The 20,086-nt window shown below is 39.2% G+C and carries 18 protein-coding genes; 12 read left to right on the top strand and 6 right to left on the bottom strand.

The features are described 5' to 3' along the window. Positions 1-44 precede the first annotated feature (44 nt). Entirely contained in the window at positions 45-845 is an 801-nt protein-coding gene (locus ACQ96U_RS21410; protein ID WP_431723311.1) for an alpha/beta fold hydrolase, read from the bottom strand. Between the two features lie 271 nt (positions 846-1,116). Here ACQ96U_RS21410 and ACQ96U_RS21405 point away from each other — a divergent pair, with 271 nt between their 5' ends. Next, positions 1,117-2,064, top strand: coding sequence for a helix-turn-helix domain-containing protein (locus ACQ96U_RS21405; RefSeq protein WP_431723310.1), 948 nt, complete (start codon positions 1,117-1,119; stop codon positions 2,062-2,064). Here the strand turns inward: ACQ96U_RS21405 and ACQ96U_RS21400 are convergent. Continuing rightward, positions 1,988-2,464, bottom strand: a complete 477-nt coding sequence (locus ACQ96U_RS21400) for a hypothetical protein (RefSeq protein WP_431723309.1) — start codon at positions 2,462-2,464, stop codon at positions 1,988-1,990. The two genes, ACQ96U_RS21405 and ACQ96U_RS21400, sit on opposite strands and share 77 nt — an antisense overlap. Before the next feature lie 238 nt (positions 2,465-2,702). On the opposite strand from ACQ96U_RS21400, the gene ACQ96U_RS21395 reads away from it, so the two are divergent. Together ACQ96U_RS21395 and ACQ96U_RS21390 are read left to right on the top strand one after the other, a co-directional pair. Then, positions 2,703-3,728 (top strand): efflux RND transporter periplasmic adaptor subunit, encoded by a 1,026-nt coding sequence (locus ACQ96U_RS21395; protein WP_431723308.1) that lies wholly within the window; start codon positions 2,703-2,705, stop codon positions 3,726-3,728. A gap of 17 nt (positions 3,729-3,745) precedes the next feature. After that, positions 3,746-6,913: an efflux RND transporter permease subunit gene (locus ACQ96U_RS21390; RefSeq protein WP_431723307.1), complete on the top strand. Its 3,168-nt coding sequence runs from the start codon at positions 3,746-3,748 to the stop codon at positions 6,911-6,913. A gap of 107 nt (positions 6,914-7,020) precedes the next feature. Here the strand turns inward: ACQ96U_RS21390 and ACQ96U_RS21385 are convergent, their stop codons facing one another. Further along, the gene (locus ACQ96U_RS21385) at positions 7,021-7,308 is read right to left on the bottom strand and encodes a hypothetical protein (protein WP_431723306.1); all 288 of its coding nucleotides are present in this window, start codon (positions 7,306-7,308) and stop codon (positions 7,021-7,023) included. A 799-nt stretch (positions 7,309-8,107) separates the two neighbouring features. On the opposite strand from ACQ96U_RS21385, the gene ACQ96U_RS21380 reads away from it, so the two are divergent. The 4 genes from ACQ96U_RS21380 (at position 8,108) to ACQ96U_RS21365 (ending at position 10,936) form a co-directional block, all read left to right on the top strand. Next, the gene (locus ACQ96U_RS21380) at positions 8,108-8,455 is read left to right on the top strand and encodes a hypothetical protein (protein ID WP_431723305.1); all 348 of its coding nucleotides are present in this window, start codon (positions 8,108-8,110) and stop codon (positions 8,453-8,455) included. 62 nt (positions 8,456-8,517) lie between these two features. Further along, positions 8,518-8,955: a T6SS immunity protein Tdi1 domain-containing protein gene (locus ACQ96U_RS21375; protein ID WP_431723304.1), complete on the top strand. Its 438-nt coding sequence runs from the start codon at positions 8,518-8,520 to the stop codon at positions 8,953-8,955. A gap of 102 nt (positions 8,956-9,057) precedes the next feature. Beyond that, positions 9,058-10,395 (top strand): tetratricopeptide repeat protein, encoded by a 1,338-nt coding sequence (locus ACQ96U_RS21370; protein ID WP_431723303.1) that lies wholly within the window; start codon positions 9,058-9,060, stop codon positions 10,393-10,395. A 73-nt stretch (positions 10,396-10,468) separates the two neighbouring features. After that, positions 10,469-10,936, top strand: a complete 468-nt coding sequence (locus ACQ96U_RS21365) for a hypothetical protein (protein WP_431723302.1) — start codon at positions 10,469-10,471, stop codon at positions 10,934-10,936. A gap of 232 nt (positions 10,937-11,168) precedes the next feature. On the opposite strand, the gene ACQ96U_RS21360 is transcribed toward ACQ96U_RS21365, so the two are convergent. The 3 genes from ACQ96U_RS21360 to ACQ96U_RS21350 all read right to left on the bottom strand — a co-directional run bounded on the left by ACQ96U_RS21360 (position 11,169) and on the right by ACQ96U_RS21350 (position 14,233). Further along, positions 11,169-11,831 carry a hypothetical protein gene (locus tag ACQ96U_RS21360; RefSeq protein WP_431723301.1) on the bottom strand — a complete coding sequence of 221 codons (663 nt, stop codon included), beginning with the start codon at positions 11,829-11,831 and terminating at the stop codon, positions 11,169-11,171. Between the two features lie 163 nt (positions 11,832-11,994). After that, positions 11,995-13,386: an ATP-dependent RNA helicase DbpA gene (dbpA, locus tag ACQ96U_RS21355; RefSeq protein ID WP_431723300.1), complete on the bottom strand. Its 1,392-nt coding sequence runs from the start codon at positions 13,384-13,386 to the stop codon at positions 11,995-11,997. A gap of 232 nt (positions 13,387-13,618) precedes the next feature. Next, a complete protein-coding gene (locus tag ACQ96U_RS21350) occupies positions 13,619-14,233 on the bottom strand; it encodes an ACP phosphodiesterase (protein ID WP_431723299.1) in 615 nt (204 codons plus the stop codon). Positions 14,234-14,542: 309 nt separating this feature from the next. Between ACQ96U_RS21350 and ACQ96U_RS21345 the strand changes: the two genes are divergently transcribed. The 5 genes from ACQ96U_RS21345 (at position 14,543) to ACQ96U_RS21325 (ending at position 20,077) form a co-directional block, all read left to right on the top strand. Continuing rightward, positions 14,543-16,156, top strand: a complete 1,614-nt coding sequence (locus tag ACQ96U_RS21345; protein WP_431723298.1) for an ATP-binding cassette domain-containing protein — start codon at positions 14,543-14,545, stop codon at positions 16,154-16,156. After that, positions 16,122-16,973 carry a cyclase family protein gene (locus ACQ96U_RS21340; protein ID WP_431723297.1) on the top strand — a complete coding sequence of 284 codons (852 nt, stop codon included), beginning with the start codon at positions 16,122-16,124 and terminating at the stop codon, positions 16,971-16,973. The genes ACQ96U_RS21345 and ACQ96U_RS21340 overlap by 35 nt, the downstream gene beginning before the upstream one ends. After that, positions 16,963-17,901 carry an aromatase/cyclase gene (locus tag ACQ96U_RS21335; RefSeq protein ID WP_431723296.1) on the top strand — a complete coding sequence of 313 codons (939 nt, stop codon included), beginning with the start codon at positions 16,963-16,965 and terminating at the stop codon, positions 17,899-17,901. Before ACQ96U_RS21340 ends, ACQ96U_RS21335 begins: the two co-directional genes overlap by 11 nt. Positions 17,902-17,988: 87 nt before the next feature. Then, a complete protein-coding gene (locus ACQ96U_RS21330; RefSeq protein ID WP_431723295.1) occupies positions 17,989-18,765 on the top strand; it encodes an SDR family NAD(P)-dependent oxidoreductase in 777 nt (258 codons plus the stop codon). 13 nt (positions 18,766-18,778) lie between these two features. Next, a complete protein-coding gene (locus tag ACQ96U_RS21325; protein ID WP_431723294.1) occupies positions 18,779-20,077 on the top strand; it encodes a beta-ketoacyl-[acyl-carrier-protein] synthase family protein in 1,299 nt (432 codons plus the stop codon). Positions 20,078-20,086 lie beyond the last annotated feature (9 nt).

The following is a 20,086-nucleotide window of genomic DNA, read 5'->3' as shown; positions in this document are numbered from 1 at the left end:
ATTGCTTAGGTATGAGTATTTATAAGATATAAGCGATTGTTAAACTACCCTGTCAATGCAACCTGCTGTTGTGACAAAAAGTGTAGCAGGTGTTGATTGACTTGCTCAGGCTGGTCCAAAGGTGAGGCATGTCTGGAATCGTTAATAATTGCAAGGGTTCCATGTTTAAAGTGTCGTATATAGCTTTGTTTGTAGGCAACCGGTGTGTAGTCATGCTCTGCTGCAAGTACAAGTACAGGGCATTGAATACGCTCAAGTTGGGATTCAACACTCCAGTGTATAAGTGCTTCAAAAGCCGCTAAGTAAGCTTCTTTATCATTTTGTTGCCAGCGCTTAATACCTTTTTCACGAAGTTTGTCCTGAGAGGGCAAGGGGAATAACCTCTTCATCAACAGGTGACTGTGTAGGCGCATACCAAAGAGTTTAATAATGGTTATGCGCTGCCAGATAAATAGTCTGGTTGCCCAGTTAAGCGAGTTTATACCTGGACCACTGTTGATGAGGGTGACAGAGTGAAACAGTGTTGGATGATCAACGGCCAGCTGTAATGCAATCATGCCTCCCATCGATAAACCTACAACATGACAACGTTGGATTTTGAGCTGACCCAGTAGCTGACGAATATCTTCAGCCATACCCCTGATTGAATATGGGCCTGCTGGTTTAGCAGAGTCTCCATGGCCACGAAGGTCTGGTGTGATGACATAGTAATGTGCGGCTAGAGCCTCAATTTGAGACTGCCAGTCTTTACCACAAGACCCTAAGCCATGTAAAAGTAGTACCGGAGTACCCTGTCCATAGCAGTTGTATGCGATTTTATGTGTGTTGACCATGGTCAATGGCATGGTGTTGGCCTTCCCTTGCACGTATAAATACCAATTGTCTGTCACGGTTGGGCAGGTTTAATAGAGGCGCCCCAAGGTAATTGGTTAAATAGATGACAAACGGTCTGGCTAAATAATTTACAAAAAAAGCATAGCGTGACCAACGAATTTGTCCATTGTTCAGTCTTACTGGCTAACCCAAAGGCAATAAACCCGCAGTAAGCTTGAGTGTAACGGCTTAAGATGAAGTTTGTGGGGGTGGTATTTAATAAATTGAGAAGTGGCAGTAGTTATGTTGGAACGGTTTGGTGATTACCTTAAGCGTAAGCGTAAAGCGCAAGGTTATACACAAGAAATGATAGCAACAGCTTTTTCTAGTTTCTCGCCGGTACTGACAGGTATTGATGCTGTTACGATAAGTCGTTGGGAACGATTTACTACGGAGCCACCCATTAGTCGGCAAAAAGAAATTATTTGCTTTTTTAAAGATGAGATAAGCGAAGTATTTCCTTTCATGCCTGCTAAAACCACACTGCAGTCTACTGATCAATCTGTGGCGTATTTGTTAAAACACTACCTCAACTCAACGAAGTTACAGTCAAAGATTGGTACCTATCCAGAGCAGTGCATTACTAATTATGAGCTCAGGTCATTGCTATCACTAACCACGGATGAGCATTTACTCCGTCTTATTTTGGACTATGACCACTCCATTTATCAGTCTGATAACAACGTGACGTTATCAACCTTACAAAAGTGGATGCAGTCTGGCTGCTCTCCGTTAATGCTAGCATGCACAAAGCTGGGTCACTACTTTGGCCACTTAATAGCGTTACCCGTGACGTTACAAGCGTTCTTGCAGCTGATTAATAATGAGCTGGCTGAAGCGGATATATGCCTATCACATTTGGCATCAGTTAACGAACCTCACTGCTTATATGTTTTTTCTCTCTATGGTGGAAGTCGACTGGCCGCATCACTCATTATCTTACAGGTCATGTCTTATGTCAGTCAGTACCGTGACTATGTGCAGAAAATTGGCGGCTTATGTGCAACAAGTGATGGGGTGCGTCTTGCTAAAGCATTCCATTTACAACCCAAGTTTGTTGGGCCTACTGTGGCAAACGGTTCTGTCCGCTTTCAGGGACGAGAAGTGGAGTTTGTTACGTTTTCAGCCAATGTGACTGACATTTTGGCAGACCGAGGGGTGCGTCAAGTGATGACGGCCTTTGCCACATAAGTGCTTGTAATCCAGTGTTACGTTGTTGATAGGCTTTAAAGCGCTGTAATATAGATACAGGGAGCGTGTGGATATCTGGAATAATAAAATTAGCTTTTAAGTAAAATGGGACTACGTCCTGCTCAGCAAAACAGTAATAATGATTAATGGTAAGAAAATCAATAATTCCATCCAATAAGGCTAGTCCTAGCCCTTGTTTACGCAACATATAATCAACCCACAATCCCCTTAATAACCATTGGTCAGTTAAGGGGGTGAGACGTAGGGCTGCGACAATTTGAGGTTGTTGCAGAACAAATATATTTTCATTACCCCTTGCTTTGCCTTTATACCCTTGTGCTTTATAAAAGCGATTAACAAGAGGATACTCAACGGGTTTTAACTGTTTTACGCTAAACAAGACGTCGGTCTCAGTATGGGAATAGTGGCAAATTGATTACACCATTAGTCAGTGATAACCTCGTAACGTGTTAAGTGTACCTTATCATTGAGAGATAAAGTAGACGCTATGGATAGTGTGTATTAGCCTAATTTATGAGAGGCTTGATGGGCATTTGTATTTAGTGTGACATGTTTATAAAACATTAAAATTTTCAAATCACTATATCACATGTAATTTTTACTCATTAGCAGCAGGGATGAAACAATTAATGAATCGCGTATTGCCGTATATTGCAGTTTTTTGGTTTTCATTTTTATGTTGTAGTGTAAATAGTGAAACTCGAGTAAGTGCAGTACCTGCAAGTGAACTGCTATTTTATCCAACACGAAGCGCTCCTGCGCAAGTTGTGGCATTAAATAAAAGCCAAATTCCTGCAGAAATTTCAGCGCGTTTAGTTTCAATGCCAATTAATGTTGGTGATCAAGTAAAAAAAGGCGCTATATTAGCTAACCTTGATTGTCGGCAGACACTATTAACTAAACAACTACAACAAGCTAAATTAGCAGAACTTAACAATCAGTTAGCCTTTAGTAAACGTGAGTTGCAAAGAAATGTAAAGCTCGCGCGTAAGCAGACCATTGGTGAGGCAGAACTGGATCGATATAAAACCAGTGTAGTCAGTACAGAAGCACAGCTAGAGGCACAACGTTCAGCGCTGGACATTGCTGAGCTAAATGTAGAGTACTGCGAAATAAAAGCCCCCTATAGTGGTGTAATTACAAAGAAAATTGCTAATGTGGGTGAGCTACTCTCTATTGCTACTCCTGTTGTTGAGTTACTGCAAACAGATCATCTAGAAGTTTCAGCAAAAATTGCGCGCTCTGATGAGTTATCGTTTATTAATGCTCGCCATTATGAGTTTTCGAGTAGTGAAAAAACATATCCCTTAAAAAAACGTACACTACTGCCTTTTATTGAAAATAATACCCGAAGCCGTGAAGCGCGTTTTTTATTTACAGAATCGTTTTCTATTATTGGTAGCACTGGTCGACTAATCTGGGAGAATCCTAATCCTCACTTACCTGCTTACCTATTACAAAAACGCGATAAGCAATATGGCATTTTTATTGTAGATGATAATTCCGCAAAATTTATTCAAATTGATGGGGCACAAGAGGGGAGACCAATTTCTGTCAATATTGCGTTAACATCATTGGTGATCATTGATGGCCGTCATGGGTTAGTTGATGGTGAGCAACTCCATATTGTCAAAAAACAATAAAATAAGGAACGAAGACAATGTGGTTACGTAGCTTAATCGAAAATCATAAACTGACTAACTTGCTTTTTTTATTAATATTATTGATGGGGTATTTGGTTTATTTACAATTGCCAAGAGAACAAGACCCTAGTATTAATTTTAATTGGGTGCAAATAACGACGTTATTGCCCGGCGCTTCTGCTCAAGATATTGAAAAAAAAATTACCGATGTATTAGAAGAGGAGCTGGAAAAAATACAAAATGTTAAATTTGTATCCAGTACCAGCCGTGAAGGTGTTTCCAGTATATTAGTGCGTTTTCAGGATATTAGTCAGCGCTTGTTTGATAAACGTATGGCTGATTTGCGTCGTGAAATAAACAATGTAGAAGATGAATTACCTGAAGAAGCAGAAAGCCCCACAATTTTTGAAGTAACCACTGCGAATGCCTTCCCAACCGCAACCGTAGTGATATCAGGACCTGCCGATGATGAAAACTTACGTCGGCAAGCGATAATTCTGGAAAATGAATTAATTCGAACAAAGGGTGTTGATCGGGTTCAACTCACTGGTGAGCGAGACCCAGAAATACAAATTCGATTTGACGTAGGGAAAATACAGTTACTTGGCATTTCACCAACAGCGGTGGCAGATACTATACGAACCTTTTATCGTGATATTTCTGCAGGTAGTGCACGTGTTGGCGAAGACCAATGGTTAATACGAGTTGAAGGGACAACTACCAACCCAGATGAGCTGGCGCAATTGCCTGTATTAACGAATCAAGGCTCACAAAGTGAGGTACGTCTGGGTGAAATTGCTGAAGTTGTTTGGGCCAGAGCCAAGGCTGATCGATTAGTTCGTTTTCAAGGCCGTCCTGCCGTAATGTTTGCTGTAATGAAGCAAGAAAGCACCAACACCCTGGAGCTTGTAGAAAGAATTAACCATCTTGTAGAAGATAAAAATAAATTTTCTAAAGAATTAGGGGTTAATTATACACTGATTGATGACCAAACATTAATTACCCGTAATGCATTATCCATCATGGAAAATAATGCTTTAATTGGTTTAGCTTTTGTACTTCTGGTCACTTGGTTTTTTCTTGGTTCTCGCATTAGTTTGTTGGTTACTATTGGTATTCCTTTCACACTGGCGGGTACTTTTATCATGTTAAAAGTATTTGACCAAACGCTAAATACTTCTGTGTTGTTGGCGATAGTCATTGCGCTAGGAATGTTGGTTGATGATGCGGTGGTGGTGGTTGAGTCAATTAATAATAAGATACGTTCTGGGCTAAAAGGAATTCACGCGGCCTGGACTGGACTAACCGAAGTGATTGGTCCAGTCACAGCCTCAGTATTGACCACTATGGCGGCATTTTTACCGTTGATGTTACTACCAGGCATTTTAGGTAAGTTTATGATGGTGATACCCCTAGTGGTAACAACGGCATTAGCGGTTAGTCTCATTGAAGCCTATTGGATGTTGCCAGGACATATCATTGCCGCCAAAGTGTCATTCGCAAGAGCCTCTGTCATTGATAATTTTAGACAACATATTATTCATAAATTCAAAGTGTATTATGGTTATGCATTACTTAAGGTTATGCGTCACCCTAAAAAAACAATATCTGCATTGGTTTTGCTGTTTGCTGCGGCACTTTCAGCCGTTGGAAGTGGTGTTATCCGGGTGGATTTCTTTGCAGCCGACACAATTCGTCTATTCTACGTTAATGTGGAAATGCCAACCAATAGCTCACTAGAAGAAACAATGGCCAAGATGCTTGAGGTTGAAAAGCATGTAGCCAAGAACTTAGAGGATCGTGAAGTACGTTCTGTTGTGAGTTATGCTGGGCAAATGTTTACAGAAACAGCCCCCATGTTTGGTGAGCATCTTGGGCAAATTATGGTGAGTTTGCAACCGAGAAAAGAAGGTTATCGCTCAGTAGAAAAAATTATAGAAGATATGCGTAGCGAAGTTTTACAAGTCATAGGACCTACCAATATTTCTTTCTTAAAGTTAGCAGGCGGTCCCCCTACCAGTAAGCCTATAAGCGTAAAAGTACGAGGGAAGGAGTATAATGAGTTACGGCAGGCTACAGATGCATTAAAAGCCTATATCGCAAAAAATAACAATTTTCGAGATATATCGGATGATGATAGTAAAGGACGTTATGGGCTGACATTAAAGCTGAATAATGATGCGATTAATCGGCTGGATATTGTACCTAATGAGGTTTACCGAACTGTAAAAATGTTGGTTGATGGTGAAATAGTAAGTTATGTGCAGCATGAAGGTGAACAGGTAGCTTTACGAATTAAGTCAACATCAGCCGTTGAAAATAACTACAATGATATCAATGAATTATTACGGTTATCTGTCCCCACCCGAAATGGAGATAATGTACCATTAAAAGAACTGGTAGAGGTTAAAACGGAGCAGGTTAAAGGCAATTTACGCCACTACAATTTCTTGCGTACCATAACGCTAGAGTCTGATATTGATAAACAAAAAATTGATACAGTAGCCGCAAATAACCTCATTAAAGATTATTGGGAAACCATTGCCAAAGAATATCCTAATGTATCATTGGATTTTTCAGGTGAATTAGATGATATACAGGAGAGCATTGATGCCATAGCAATGTTGTTTATGTTGGGTATTGGTTTAATGTATTTAATTTTGAGTACGCAATTTCAAAGTTATTTTCAACCCTTAATGGTGTTGATTACGGTACCTATGGCATTTACTGGTGTTGTTTTAGGATTATTTGTTTCAGGTAACCCTCTTAGCTTATTTACGTTGTATGGCATTGTTGCGCTTGCGGGTATTGCAGTTAATGCAGCAATAGTACTGATATCTACAGCGAATAAAAATTTGGCTAAAGGTATGAGTTTGATCCATGCGATATTTTATGCATCTAGACGGCGAATGTTACCTATTCTGATTACGACGTTAACAACCATTGCTGGGTTGTTTTCTTTGGCTGTAGGGCTAGGTGGGCATTCGCTTATTTGGTCTCCTGTCGCGACGGCAATTGTTTGGGGCCTATTCTTCTCTACGTTTTTAACGCTCTTTGTGGTGCCTGCTTTGTATCAGATGTCAATGTATCGAGTTGCTAACAAGCGAAATATGACGTTATTTGTTGCTCAAAATCAGGATGTGCAACAAAGTGAAATATATAAAGATAAAGAAATAAAGAAGTAAGTCAAGAGTGTGGCTAGGGGGAAATACTGCCGCATACATGTGGCAGTACCAAGTAGAATTACAATAGTTTGGTTTTGACGGATTGAACTTACATTGTACACTCGTTCCTAGCCATGGCCTCCACCGCCAATAGCCGACGAGGATATGCAGTTGTACCCTGGCTTAGGCTTAATAGTAATTTTACCCTCATCGTATAGATGTTGCTGGCGATAACAAAAGTCGAGGGGTTTACCTGTTTGTTTCACATATTTGAGTTGAGCTTGTTTTTGTCTGGCCCACTCACTGCCTTGAGTTGTATTTTGACTGTCACTGGCAAGAGCTGATAGCGGACTAGCCAGCATAAGGGAAGAAAATCCCAACGCGAGTCCAAGCTGTTTATCCCATAAGGTTGACATCACTAATTTTCCTCAGAGTCATTATTTTGATGAGTAATCTAAATATAGGATAAATTTTTGAGTGACGTAAAACGTTTTCATTTTTGCGTACTATGTTTCCAATCTTGCTAAAAACAACGTGTAAAGATTAGTTAGAGTTATTTGCAGGAGATAGATAGTCCAAATCTTGCTTATCGGTTCGAATAATTTATTTAATAATCTGATGACTCAGTTAATGCAGTTAAAATAACGATTGTTGCTATCGCTTGTTTTAACAAATTTGATTAGTCTCATTAAAAAAATTCGTTATGAATATAATATTTTCTTGCGAATAAGTGGAATTGTTTTCTTTCTAAAAATTGGCTCTTTTTGTGGCCAGGTTATATAGTTGAACGAGTATACTTGGCTTTCGTTCTGTCTTGGCGCAATAATATTTCGACTGATGATTCATGGTAGAACATTATTCCAAGCTTATATTATGGGTGGGGTTTTAGTCTTTAGTGCTTATACTTCGATCGAGTTGTTTAGGTCGTATGATAAGATTTGGGCTAAACTGTTCGCTGTCACTTTAATGGTGCCATTAAATTTATTTGTTTTATACTTACTTTATTTTGCGATTCCTTGGTTAGTTGAAATAGTGTTCTGAAAGTTGGTTTTGAGTACGTGATAGTGTCATGATTTGTGAATAGGTGTGAGCTGGAAGAGTAACTATACTTCTCCGATCTCGGTGATGAAGAATATGTTTGTGTTTTTAGCTTAAAATGAAGTATAGCATTTATTCACGAACAATTTGGGGTAGGTTGCTGATCATAGGCGTGTGATGGTGAAAAATATTTTAAAGCTACTGCTAACATTTTCGTCAGTTGCTACTTGTCTTTATGGTATCAATACGTTTGGAAATTCTATGTGGCCATTAATTGTGATTGGCTTAAGTGGAATAGTATTTATATCTATTTTTAAAAGATCCATAGATAAGTTAGCCATAATAGTCTGTCGTATTATGGGTGTTGTGTGTATTGGGGCAGCAGTTTTGTTATTAGTTGCAGGCACAATAGGAGGTTCTTTTCATCTGTCAAAGAGTAATGAAGTTATATTATTAGGTTTGATCTCGATGGGTACCATTGGATGTCTTTTCTTTTTTGTCAAGTTAGAGGAAAAGTTTACATAATCATTGCACTATTTTGACATCTAGTAGTGTCATTTATTCACGTCTTTAGCGTAAAGGAAACCATGAGTATTATTCAAGAAATTAAAGAGTCATGGGGCTGGATTGGTATCGATCCAATTGAGGTTGTTGGTGGTAACGAATTTGGTAATCTTATGATAAAAGATTCTCAAGGAAAATATTGGCGGCTTTGTCCTGAAGATCTTTACTGTAAGGTAGTAGCCAATGGCCGAGAAGAGCTTAACTGTTTATCGAAAGATCAAGAATTCCTTGAAGATTGGTATATGCAAGCTCTGGTAGAGCAAGCAAAGGAAAAGTATGGGCCACTACCAGATCAAATGAAGTACTGTCTTATAACACCAGGACCATGTGGTGGTGAATACGCTATATTAAATATCAATATAGCACATCAAATAGAACTTGTGCGTTTTTCAGGTGATTTGGCAAAGAAAATTAAAGACCTGCCAGAAGGTGCTCACATTCAGCTCAAGGTGGTAGATTAGAGGAAGACATTTGATCATTAAAGCAAACAAAAGCTGTTGGAGGGAAGTCTACGGAGTACTTCCATTTACTTTCTTGCGTGACGCTATTACATAGGAGATGGCATGGTACGAATCCTCATTTTTTTATTTCTGCTTAGCGTGGAAGTACATGCTTTTGATGTTGAGGTTTTTGAAAGTGGAATGGCAAAACATGGGGCAATATACGATAACTTTGCTTCTCTAGAAGAAACTAAGACTCTTTTTATTGAAGGCAAAGTAAGCGAGTCTAATCAGCGCCTTATAGAGTTAGTTTCTGATGACAAAAAGACCGTATATGATTATTTCATACTTGGAAATATGTTATTTGAAAACGATTTTGAGACAAGTTATGAATTGATGCGCAAAGCAGAAAAAAAAGAACCTGACAACCCATATGTGTTATACGAAAGAGGTATCCATGAGCATAGACTAGGAAATTATTCTGTAGCTAAAACCTATTATAAGCGAATACAAAAGACAGACATTGCTTTTAGTAAGCATGTATTAAATGCGTATTTAACTCATACATATCTCATGACGGGAGAACCTGAAGAAGCATTCATTGCTTGGCAGCGTGCAAACTTTGGTCGTAATCATACCTCAATAGAAAAAGCGATGTATACGATTTTCTCAAATACAAATCAAGTTAAAAAGCGAGAGTCGTTGTTATTTGAAATCAATCAAGGTGCAAAACTAAAGTTATGTGATTTATACTACTTAGACTCTGAGTGGGAAATAGATTGGTGGAATTACCAACCGAAGAAAACATATTTAGAGTATGATAAAAATCTGGCATTGGGGATTTTAGAAAGAGGATCTTTAGCTGAAAAGTATTTCAGTTTATGCAGTTCAGGAAAAAAAATAGATGATCAAGCATATATCGAACGATTGCATGAAATAGGGTTGTTTAAAAATAATGCTAAATTGCCAGAATCATCTACTTTGGTTTACGAAATATTAAGAAAGCTCATTTCGACAAAATCAATGAAGCCTGAAGAATTTATTGTGAAATTTGAAAGCAATCTAATTGAATTATCGAAGAGATATCCTAATGATAGAAAATACTTCGATGTATTGGCCTTTCTTTATGCTAATGTTGGCAATCAAGAAAAGCTGAAAGATATTGATTATTACGGATGGAAAAAACTAAAAATTGAGAAATTTGCATTAAGCTATATTGCTGGAATAGACCCTCAGTCAGAGAGTTACGAGTCTGTTTTCAAAGAGGCTCTAGAAGACTTTCCTTTAAGTATACGTTTAAATCAGTATAGATTGTCGATTGATACGAAGAATAAAAAAGATGCACTATTAAAGTTTGTTGCCTCTCAGTTTGCAAATGTGAAAAATAATTGGTCTGGTCCGTATCGACTGAACGACTATATGGCAAGTTTAAGGCATGAGCTGGATAAACTTAAAAATTAGTTATAGCAAAGTATTGCTTGGGGAAATGCTGTGTTTTTGTTTTCTTAGGATCGTTTTACGTTAAGCATGAATAATGGGATTAAAAATGCGTCCAGATTCAAAAGAAAGGCTTGAAATACTTAAGGTTGAAATGGGGCTTCTACAAGGCACATTTGATAAGTATGACGACTTAATATTTAGAAATAGAAATTGGTTTATCACTATATGGGCTGGCGCAATAGGTTTGGCCTTTACTATTAAAGATCCTAGAATTACGTTTCTCGCAGTTTTAGCTGCGGTTCTATATTGGGTGCTTGAAGGGATGATGAGGCAGCAATATTGGTACAAATATGTTGTGCGTTATAGAGCTATACGGGAGTGGCTCAATGAGTCAAATAGCGAATCAATATCTGTTTATGACCTTACCAATCACTATGGCAATCGCGCAAAAAAGTGGGAAAGAGCGAAAAACTCGTTTTTCAAGCTAGAGCCTTCTTTGCTGGGTATTGTCATGGTTGTCTGTGCGTTTGTGGCATATGTATTTGTGCCAGAAAATACCTAATCTAAATAAGATAAGGCAGGCTATTAAGGTTCTGCTATTTCAATGCTCTAGATCTTGTTTCGTTCAGCCTGTTATGTTGGTACTATGCTTAACTTAAAGTGAATTATTTATGCAATAAGTACTACAGTTTTTTTTGATGTTTTTATTTTTATGAACATTTATAATAGAATTTAGCATATCAGTATGATGTGATTACAGCTTAACCTCTATAATCAATATAACATAACCCTATTTAGTGTGCTGTATAAGAAAAAAACTGCCTAAGTTGTTTTTCTATTTCATAACTTTTACAAATAATAGAGTGCCCTTCTTTTGCTAAATTACCAAGCTTGATTTTGAGTGAGGTATTTTGTGAACTATGTGTTTTGACTGTTAGACGGTATTCACTTTGATGCTCATAGTCTTTGGATTTGGTAAATAAGCTAAGTTTGCCGTGATGTTTATTGAAATCAATATACTTTATGTGGCCGCTATCTATTTGATACTTGTTTTGGTTACAGTAATTTTTGATTTTATCTAGAAATAAAAAGGTATTTTTGATAATGACAGCAGTATCTCCAAGTTCGAAACATGCATTATCTATAAGTGGTTTATTGTCACGGCTGAAATGTGTATGGGTAATTGCGCACATGCAATAAATGTAGGGATTGTCAAGTCGGGTATTAAATATAATGGGGGTATAATGATTTTTAATAACGTTATTATTTATTGTTATTGATGGGAGATTGCGTTGTACTATATGTGTAAACCCTTCGTAAATATCTCGGCGTTGGGTGTTGTATATGGGTTTTCTAAACATTTTTAGCTGTTGTAAAAGCATTTCACCTTCATGATGAAGTTTTTCCATAAACTCACTTTCACCAAACTTTATGAGGAAAAAAATACCTTTGTCCATAATGCCACACCTCCCTGTATGTGCTGGACAAATAATAATCAAGCTGATGTCTGCTTACAACAGGGAGATCTCTGAAAATATTGAATAAATTGTGAAGGGAAAAGTTTCAATTATAATGAATTACTTTGTAAAGCTATTAAGGCCCAAGGATAAAGGCACATAATTATGTGCCTCTAATTCTCCTGACTCGAAAAGAACGACCTTTTAATTTTCCTTCAGATAGTTTCTTTAAGGCTGGTTTGCTCGCTTCCCGAGATACTGCTACGTAGGCACAGTTATCAAAAATATGAATTTTACCGACTTGTTTTCCGGCAATACCATTTTTACCTGTTAATGCACCAAGAATATCTCCTGGTCTTACTTTTTGTTTTTTTCCACCATCTATTTGTAATGTAACCATGGGTGGTTTGTCAGACTGCTTTTCTAATAGGCTAAAAGAGGGTAGTGGTTCTGGTTGGATGAATGCGTTCAGCATGTCTTCTATTTTTGCTATCTTGTGCTGTTCACTTTCACTATAAAGGGTACAGGCTGTACCTTTGCTGCCAGCTCTACCCGTTCGCCCGATGCGGTGAACATGTACTTCAGGGTCCTTGGCAACATGATAGTTGATAACAACATCAACAGAGTCAATATCCAAACCTCGGGCCGCTACATCAGTTGCGACTAGGATTGTAGTACTTTGATTCGCAAACCGTACAAGAATTTGGTCGCGCGCTTTTTGCTCTAAATCGCCATGTAATGCTAAAGCGCTGAAGCCATGTTGACGTAACTCTTCTGCAACTTCTTGTGTTGCTTGTTTAGTACTGCAGAAAACAACAGCAGATACAGGTGAGAATTTTATAAGCGCCAGGCGTAGTGCGGTATCACGCTGTTTATTATTGTCAAGTTTATAAAAATATTGCTTGATTTTTGTATTGCTGTCGGTGGTTGTGGCTTGCACCATTAATGGGTGATGCATGATCCGACCAGCAATAGCTTGTATCTGGTCGGGGTATGTTGCACTGAATAACAGTGTTTGTCGTTGGCGAGGCATTTTATCAATAATTGCATCAAGGGCATCTTGAAAGCCCATGTCCAACATGCGGTCTGCTTCGTCTAAAACCAGTGTGTTTAAGTGATTGAGTTGCAAAGTGCCTTTACGTAAATGTTCTTCTATACGGCCTGGTGTGCCAACGATGATGTGGGCGCCATGTTCAAGTGAACCGATTTGGGGGCCAAAAGGCATACCACCACACAATGTGAGTACCTTGATATTGTGGATAGCACGGGCTAGCTTACGAAGCTCCTTGGCGACTTGATCTGCCAGCTCTCTTGTTGGGCACAGTACCAGAGACTGTATTCTGAAGTGCTTAACATCAAGCTTGTTTAGCAAACCGAGGGCAAAAGCTGCTGTCTTGCCTGATCCTGTTTTACCTTGGGCAATAACATCTTGTCCTTGCAAAATGGCAGGTAGACTTTGCTGCTGGATAGGCGTCATGGTTTGGTAATTGAGAGTCGCCAGGTTTTTAAGTAAAGCTGGCTGCAGCTTAAGGTTGCTAAAAGCGGTGTGGTGCATTAAGTAATACCTGAATTCTGTTGTTGCCTGTCATTGCATCTCTTGAGGTTGTACCCTTCACGTGTCATTTTTGTATCCACTGAACACAAGGGGATGTTGTCAGCATTAAAGCGTTGTCTTTAACCTTTACTACGACAATGATTGGTAATGTCTGTGTGAAAGAGGTTCTCATGAGAATGTATTGAGGCTTTCGTGGGGCGCATTGTAACAGATTAAGTGATGAGGAACAGGTTTATTTTAGCCATCGTTCATGCGCTGTTGAGCTGCTTTTATCAATAAAATAATGGGCTAATTCAGGAAAGAAGAGCAGAAAATCTTCTTCGATTGATTCCAAATTTGAGGCTATTAAAGGCAAGTAGCTTGATGCTGTTTCTTTAGCGAGTATTCTTGGCGATAGCCGATGATCTATACGCTGAAGTGCGGAAACTAAGCCAGAATAATCTTCGTAACTTGAGAGAACATTATGAGCAATAATTCGCTTAATAAAATCGGCAGCTTGTTTCGGCAGGGTATCTAATTGCTTGAGCGAATTAATATGAAATGTATGAATAAATTTATTAATGTCAGTATTTATGAAATGTTTCCAGTGTTTAATTAATAAGTGATCAAACGTAATATCGATTACCACTCCTTTAAGATAACCTTTTGTACCAAGTCTAGTTTTTGCTCTCCTTACATGTTGATTGGTATCAGTGAATGAATCAATCCAACCATGCATTTGTATACCATCGAGATGTGACGGGCTGCATCCCGCCCATGCTTTTCCTTTGAGTGGGTCAGCCAGTAAATTTCCCAGTTGATAATCGATGTCTTTTTTAGATAATACAGTATGGGCAAGGTAATTCATTTCATTGCTACTTGTACAGCGTATAAGGTTTGAATGGGGTTTGCTATAGGTTTCCCGTCTAACTCTCGTGAGAGTGACTCATCGCGTTCAGATTCACAAAGTCTATACTTTAGTCTAATTGACGTCATCATAAAAATTTTTTCTAATGCCTGCACTGTTACATACAACCTAATCATTTTATGGTTTGTTAATTACATAATCGAAGCGTTACTTTGGTACACATAAATGATTATTTGTGGCTGAATCATGTGGGTACATGGGTGCTTTCAAATAGTCAATGTCTCCCAGTGTGGTAAAAAGGGGGTAGGGGTGAAATGGGTTGTTAAAAGCCTGTCAAAATATAGCTGGATGGCTATTGTTTCAATACTTTGTGGTGCAATATTTACGTTTGCTGAAGTTAGTTTTCTTTCATTAATAAGTGATTCTATCAATAATGCCGAAGCAGTAAATATAGAAAGTGGCTTTCTATTAGTGCTGCTGGTTTTTGGTTCAGGTTTTTTAACTAAACTGTTGCTTGATATTTTAAGTGAATATTTTAGTTTCAATATTCATTACCAATTAACGAAAAGTTTGAACGATTGTAATTATGCATTAATGGAAAAAATTGGTGGGGCGCGTGCTTATGCGGCATTAACGCGAGACATGGATGTGCTACAGCAAGGTATGCGCATTATTCCTGAGTTACTACTGAATTTTTTAATTATACTGGGTGTATTAATATATTTTTCAATACAGTCACTGACAGGTCTGTTACATTACTCATTTTTCTTGTTAATAGCGGTGTGTGTTGCATTTTTAATGAATCATTATGTGAGTGGTCATCTGCAAAATGTGAGAGAAAAAATTGATCATTTGCATCTGCTTTATCATGAACTATTTAACGGTGCAATGGAGGTAAAGCTCAGTGCGGCACGTCAGCACTGGCTGATGAACAAAAGTTTATCAAATACATTATTAGCTATTCGCCGTAAACGGTTAAAAATAGCCTGGCTGGATGCCTTTAATCTTAACTGGGGACACTGTATTACCTTAACGTTGCTCTTATCACTTTTATGGATACCTGAATGGTTTTTTGGTGAACAAGGACAAGATCATCAATCGGGCTTTATTTTAGCGACATTATTTTTAATAAGTCCTATTACCACTGTGCTGGAGTATATTCCAAAAGCGATTGAGAGTGTTATCAGCTTGAAGCGGGTTTTACCACTAGCAACACTTCCTGCCCAAAAGGGGGCTCATTATTCATTAAATGATAAGGTGTATTTGACGAAAGCAGCATATCAATATCCTAATGAAGAACGACGGATTGGGTTGATGGATTTGCAGTTATCGCCGGGACAGTTGGTCTTTATTGTGGGTGGGAATGGTGCCGGAAAATCAACCTTAATAAAAATGTTAAGTGGGTTATATCCTTTAAGTTCAGGACAGCGTCAGTTAGGTAATAAAATTTTACATAAAGACGATATGCTAAGCTGTGCTTTGGTAAGGCCCTCTCCATACATTTTTGAAAGGGTTATTGATGAGAAAGGTGAGATAGCTGATGTAGAAATAGTTAATCAACGATTATCTCAACTTAAGTTAAATGAAAAAGTGAGTTACCAACAAGGTCGTTTGAGTCAAGTAAAATTATCCCAGGGACAAATGAAACGATTAGCGTTATTACAAGCATTGGTCAGTGGGGAGCAATTATTATTACTTGATGAGTTTGCTGCTGATCAAGACCCTTCATTCCGTCGATATTTTTATAAAGAATTATTACCAGCATTAAAAAAGGAAGGGCGTACGATTATTGCCATTACGCATGATGAGACTTATTTCAGTGATGCTGATCGTGTATTAAAAATGGTTGATGGTCAGCTTATTGAATACAGTTTGTGGGAAAAAACAAATGCCGAAACTTGTCGACTTGAGTGTAGCAATTGACCCTGATTATTGGGAGCCAGATCCTGTTAAACGTAAAGTGATAGATCATAAGCGTGGTGCTGATCGGTTAGGTTCGGCATTGGTGTATCTCAATAGTAAAAATTGGATGTCACGTTGTTGGGAGTGGCTTAAGTGGCGCTGTGGTTGGGGGATGAACCATAAAGATTTCCCAGATCATAAAGGCTTATCACTGATGTTTTATCACCTGAGTACCCATACAGGGACACATATGGATGCACCCTATCACTATGGTGATGTTAATCAGCAGGGGCAACCACAAAAGACCATTACCGATATTCCTTTAGAGTGGTGTTATGGACAAGGGTTGGTAATTGCTGTCAGTCATGATGTTAAACGAGGCGCAATTTCACTTTCAGAAATGATGCAGGCAATAACGCTGCAAAACTTAAGAGTTGAAGCGAATGATATTGTATTTTTTCATACTGGAGCGGATAAATACCAAGGTACGCCACACTATTATTCGAAATTTAGAGGTATTAGTCGAGAAGCCACAGATTGGTTAATTAGCCAAGGCGTCAAAGTTATTGGTATTGATAGTTTTAGTTTTGACCCTCCGTTTGCTGATATGGTGACTCACTACCTTGAAACTGGAAATAAATCAGTGCTATGGCCAGCACATATGCTAGGTCGTGAAAAAGAATATTGTCAATTAGAACGACTTGCTAATTTAGACCAATTACCTATTGATAAAAAATTCAAGGTAAGTTGTTTTCCGATAAAACTTGAAAAAGCAGATGCCGCATGGTGTCGGGTCGTTGCAATTCTAGATGAAGAGGTGAACTGTCATGCAGCTTAAGCATGAAATTGAAGTTAATTGTCCTGCTCGTGAGGCATTTTATTTTTGTAGTCAAGTGGCAAACTGGTCTACTTATTTTGCACCTTGCTTAAAATCAGAAGTTGTTGAACAAGACGGTAATCAACAGCAAATTCGTCTCACAGCTTGGGGTAATGATCGGTTATTTTGCTGGCAGTCAATGCGTACTTTAGATGATCAAAAGCTGGAAATTACTTTCCAACAGGCTAAGCCAATGCCTTTAGTGAATGATATGAAAGGTAAGTGGTGTTTTATTGCATTAACGGATGATACCTGTCGTATTGAGCTATGGCATGAGTTTTCAATCAAAGAGAATATCAGTGGCTTGGTTGAAGGTGTTAATTCAACGCTAGAGGCTGAACAGTTTATGCAAAAAACTATTGATGCCAACAGTGATCGAGAATTACTGGCAATTAAAAAATGTTTGGAACAACAAGCGTGGCATCATGAGTTTGCAGAAGAACTTGTAGTGGAAGGTGATAAGGATATTATTTTTCAATTATTGCGTGAAGCAGAATACTGGCCTGCTTTATTACCTCATTGTACTCAGGTTGATATGGAATATAACGATGGGGAACACCAAATTTTCACGATGACCGTGCAGGTTAATGGTGGAGACGAAGTGATTAGAACCATTCGTCGTTGTGCCGATCACGCGGTGAATTATTTCCAACCAACACCACCTTTACCCCTTAAAAAACATGTTGGTAGCTGGACGTTAGAAGACACGGCAGTTGGCGTAAAAATAATTTCTTGGCATGACGTTGTGCTTAATCCTGAACACTGGCAATCATTAAATAAAACACCTGCAGAAGCCAAACAGTTAGTTGCCCAAGCCATTAATAATAATAGCTTGGGCACAATGCATGCTATTCAGCAAAAGCTGGCTGAACTCTCAAAAGAAAACTAAACCCTTCGCGATGAGTATTTTGGACTTTCTGTTTACCAAATACGAATGGCATATAACTTAAAAAAAGCATTATGGTGGATATAAACCATGGCAAAAAAAACAGCATTAATTACTGGTGCCAGTCGAGGTATTGGCGCTGCAATAAGCCAGCGTTTAGCAGAAGACGGCATGAATTGTGTTTTAGTGGCGAGAGAGCAAGCAGGCTTACACACACTAGCGAGTGAGCTTACTAAAAAAGGCTGTGAGGTTTTAACGATACGTTGTGATGTAACGGATGAGCATGCTGTTAATGCTATGGTTAAACAGGCTGCTGAGCACTTTGGTCGTATTGATGTATTAGTCAATTGTGCAGGACGAGGAGGTGGCGGTATTACCCAAAACCTGTCTACGGATTTATGGCGTGATGTAATTAATACCAACTTAAACAGTATGTTCTATGTCACGCATGCGGTACTTAATCACGGCAACATGTCTGCAGGTAGCAATATTATCAATATCGCCAGTACAGGAGGTAAACAAGGCGTTATTCATGGTGCACCTTACAGTGCATCCAAGCACGGTATGGTTGGTTTTACTAAAGCACTCGGTTTGGAATTAGCGCGTAATGGCAGTGGTATTACGGTGAATGCTGTTTGCCCCGGCTTTGTTGAAACCGATATGGCAAAACAGGTTCGCACTAATTATGCACGACTCTGGCAGGTCGATGAGGCTGAAGCTAAGCGGCGTATTGAGGAGCGTGTTCCTATTGGTCGTTATATTGAGCCTGAAGAAGTGGCTGCCATGGTTGCTTATCTGACTTCTCCTTTAGCGAAAGGCGTGACAGCTCAAGCATTGAATGTGTGTGGTGGGCTGGGGAATTACTAAGGTGGCAATCACGATGAAGCAACAAAAATCAAAACCAAAACCAAACCCAAACCAAAGACGCGTGGTGGTAACCGGACTTGGAGTTATTGCTCCGAATGGTCTTGGCACTGAACAGTTTTGGCAAAACTGTATGCAGGGTGTTTCAGGTGTTGATGTGGTCAGTCAGTTTGATACTGAAGGACTGGAAGCCAAAATTGCAGGTATCGTAAAAGGATTTATGCCCTCTGACTGGGAAATAAGTGAGGAACAAGGTCAACGTTTGGATCGGCACGTTTTATTTGCATTAGCAGCCAGTAAGATGGCTATGTCTATGGCAGGTTTACACGCTGGAGCGATCCCTGTTGAGTTGATGGGCGTGTCCATTGCGACGGCCATTGCCGGTACTGGCTATATGGAGCAAGCTTTCCTGCGTTATACCGATCATGCCAGTAAACCGATTGATTACAATCGCGTTGATCGCCACTTGTATCCTCATATTGGCTTTAATAGCGCTTCGACTGAAGTGGCCGCTCAATACCAACTGTGTGGGCCTACCGCTTCGCTCGCGACAGGCTGCACCGCAGGTTTGGATGCCTTAGGGTTTGCGTTGGACTGTATTCGTAATAATCAAGCTGATGTGATGATTGCAGGTGCAACAGAAGCACCGCTTACGCCAATAACGATGGCGGCCTTTGATATTATTGGGGCACTCAGCAGTAGCCATAATGAATCACCCACCGAAGCTTCTCGTCCTTTTGATAAAAATAGAGATGGGTTTGTCCTGGGGGAAGGCTGTGGCATTTTAGTTCTGGAGGAATATGAGCATGCATGTCGTAGAGGGGCTCCTATTTTAGCTGAGCTGTGTGGTTTCGGTTCGACCTGTAATGCTTATCACATGACGGATTTGCCTGCTGATGGTGAAGAACTGTTACGCAGTATGTCATTAGCACTTGAAGATGCTGATATAACGCCTGATCAAATTGACCATGTTAATGCTCATGGCAGCTCTACGCCTCAAAATGATGTGAATGAGTCTCAAGCCCTGTTAAAACTGATGGGGGAGCATGCTAGACACATTCCTGTTTGCTCATTGAAATCAATGAATGGCCATGCACTGTCTGCCGCCAATGCCATTGAAATGGTGGCAGCGGTATTAAGTCTGGTTCATCAACAAGTTCCTCCCACCATTAACTATCAAACCCCAGACCCTGATTGTCCTCTAGATTATGTTGCGAACCAGGGGCGTGCTGCTGCAATGAATTACGTATTGAAAACGGCCAGTGGCTTTTCAGGTATTCACAGTGCTGTTGTGCTGAAGCGTATTGAGGATTAGAGGGATTTG

The organism is Zooshikella sp. RANM57 (assembly GCF_050749885.1).
In the GTDB taxonomy this organism is placed as follows: Bacteria; Pseudomonadota; Gammaproteobacteria; order Pseudomonadales; family Zooshikellaceae; genus Zooshikella.
This window is presented reverse-complemented; position numbering and strand designations above follow the sequence as displayed.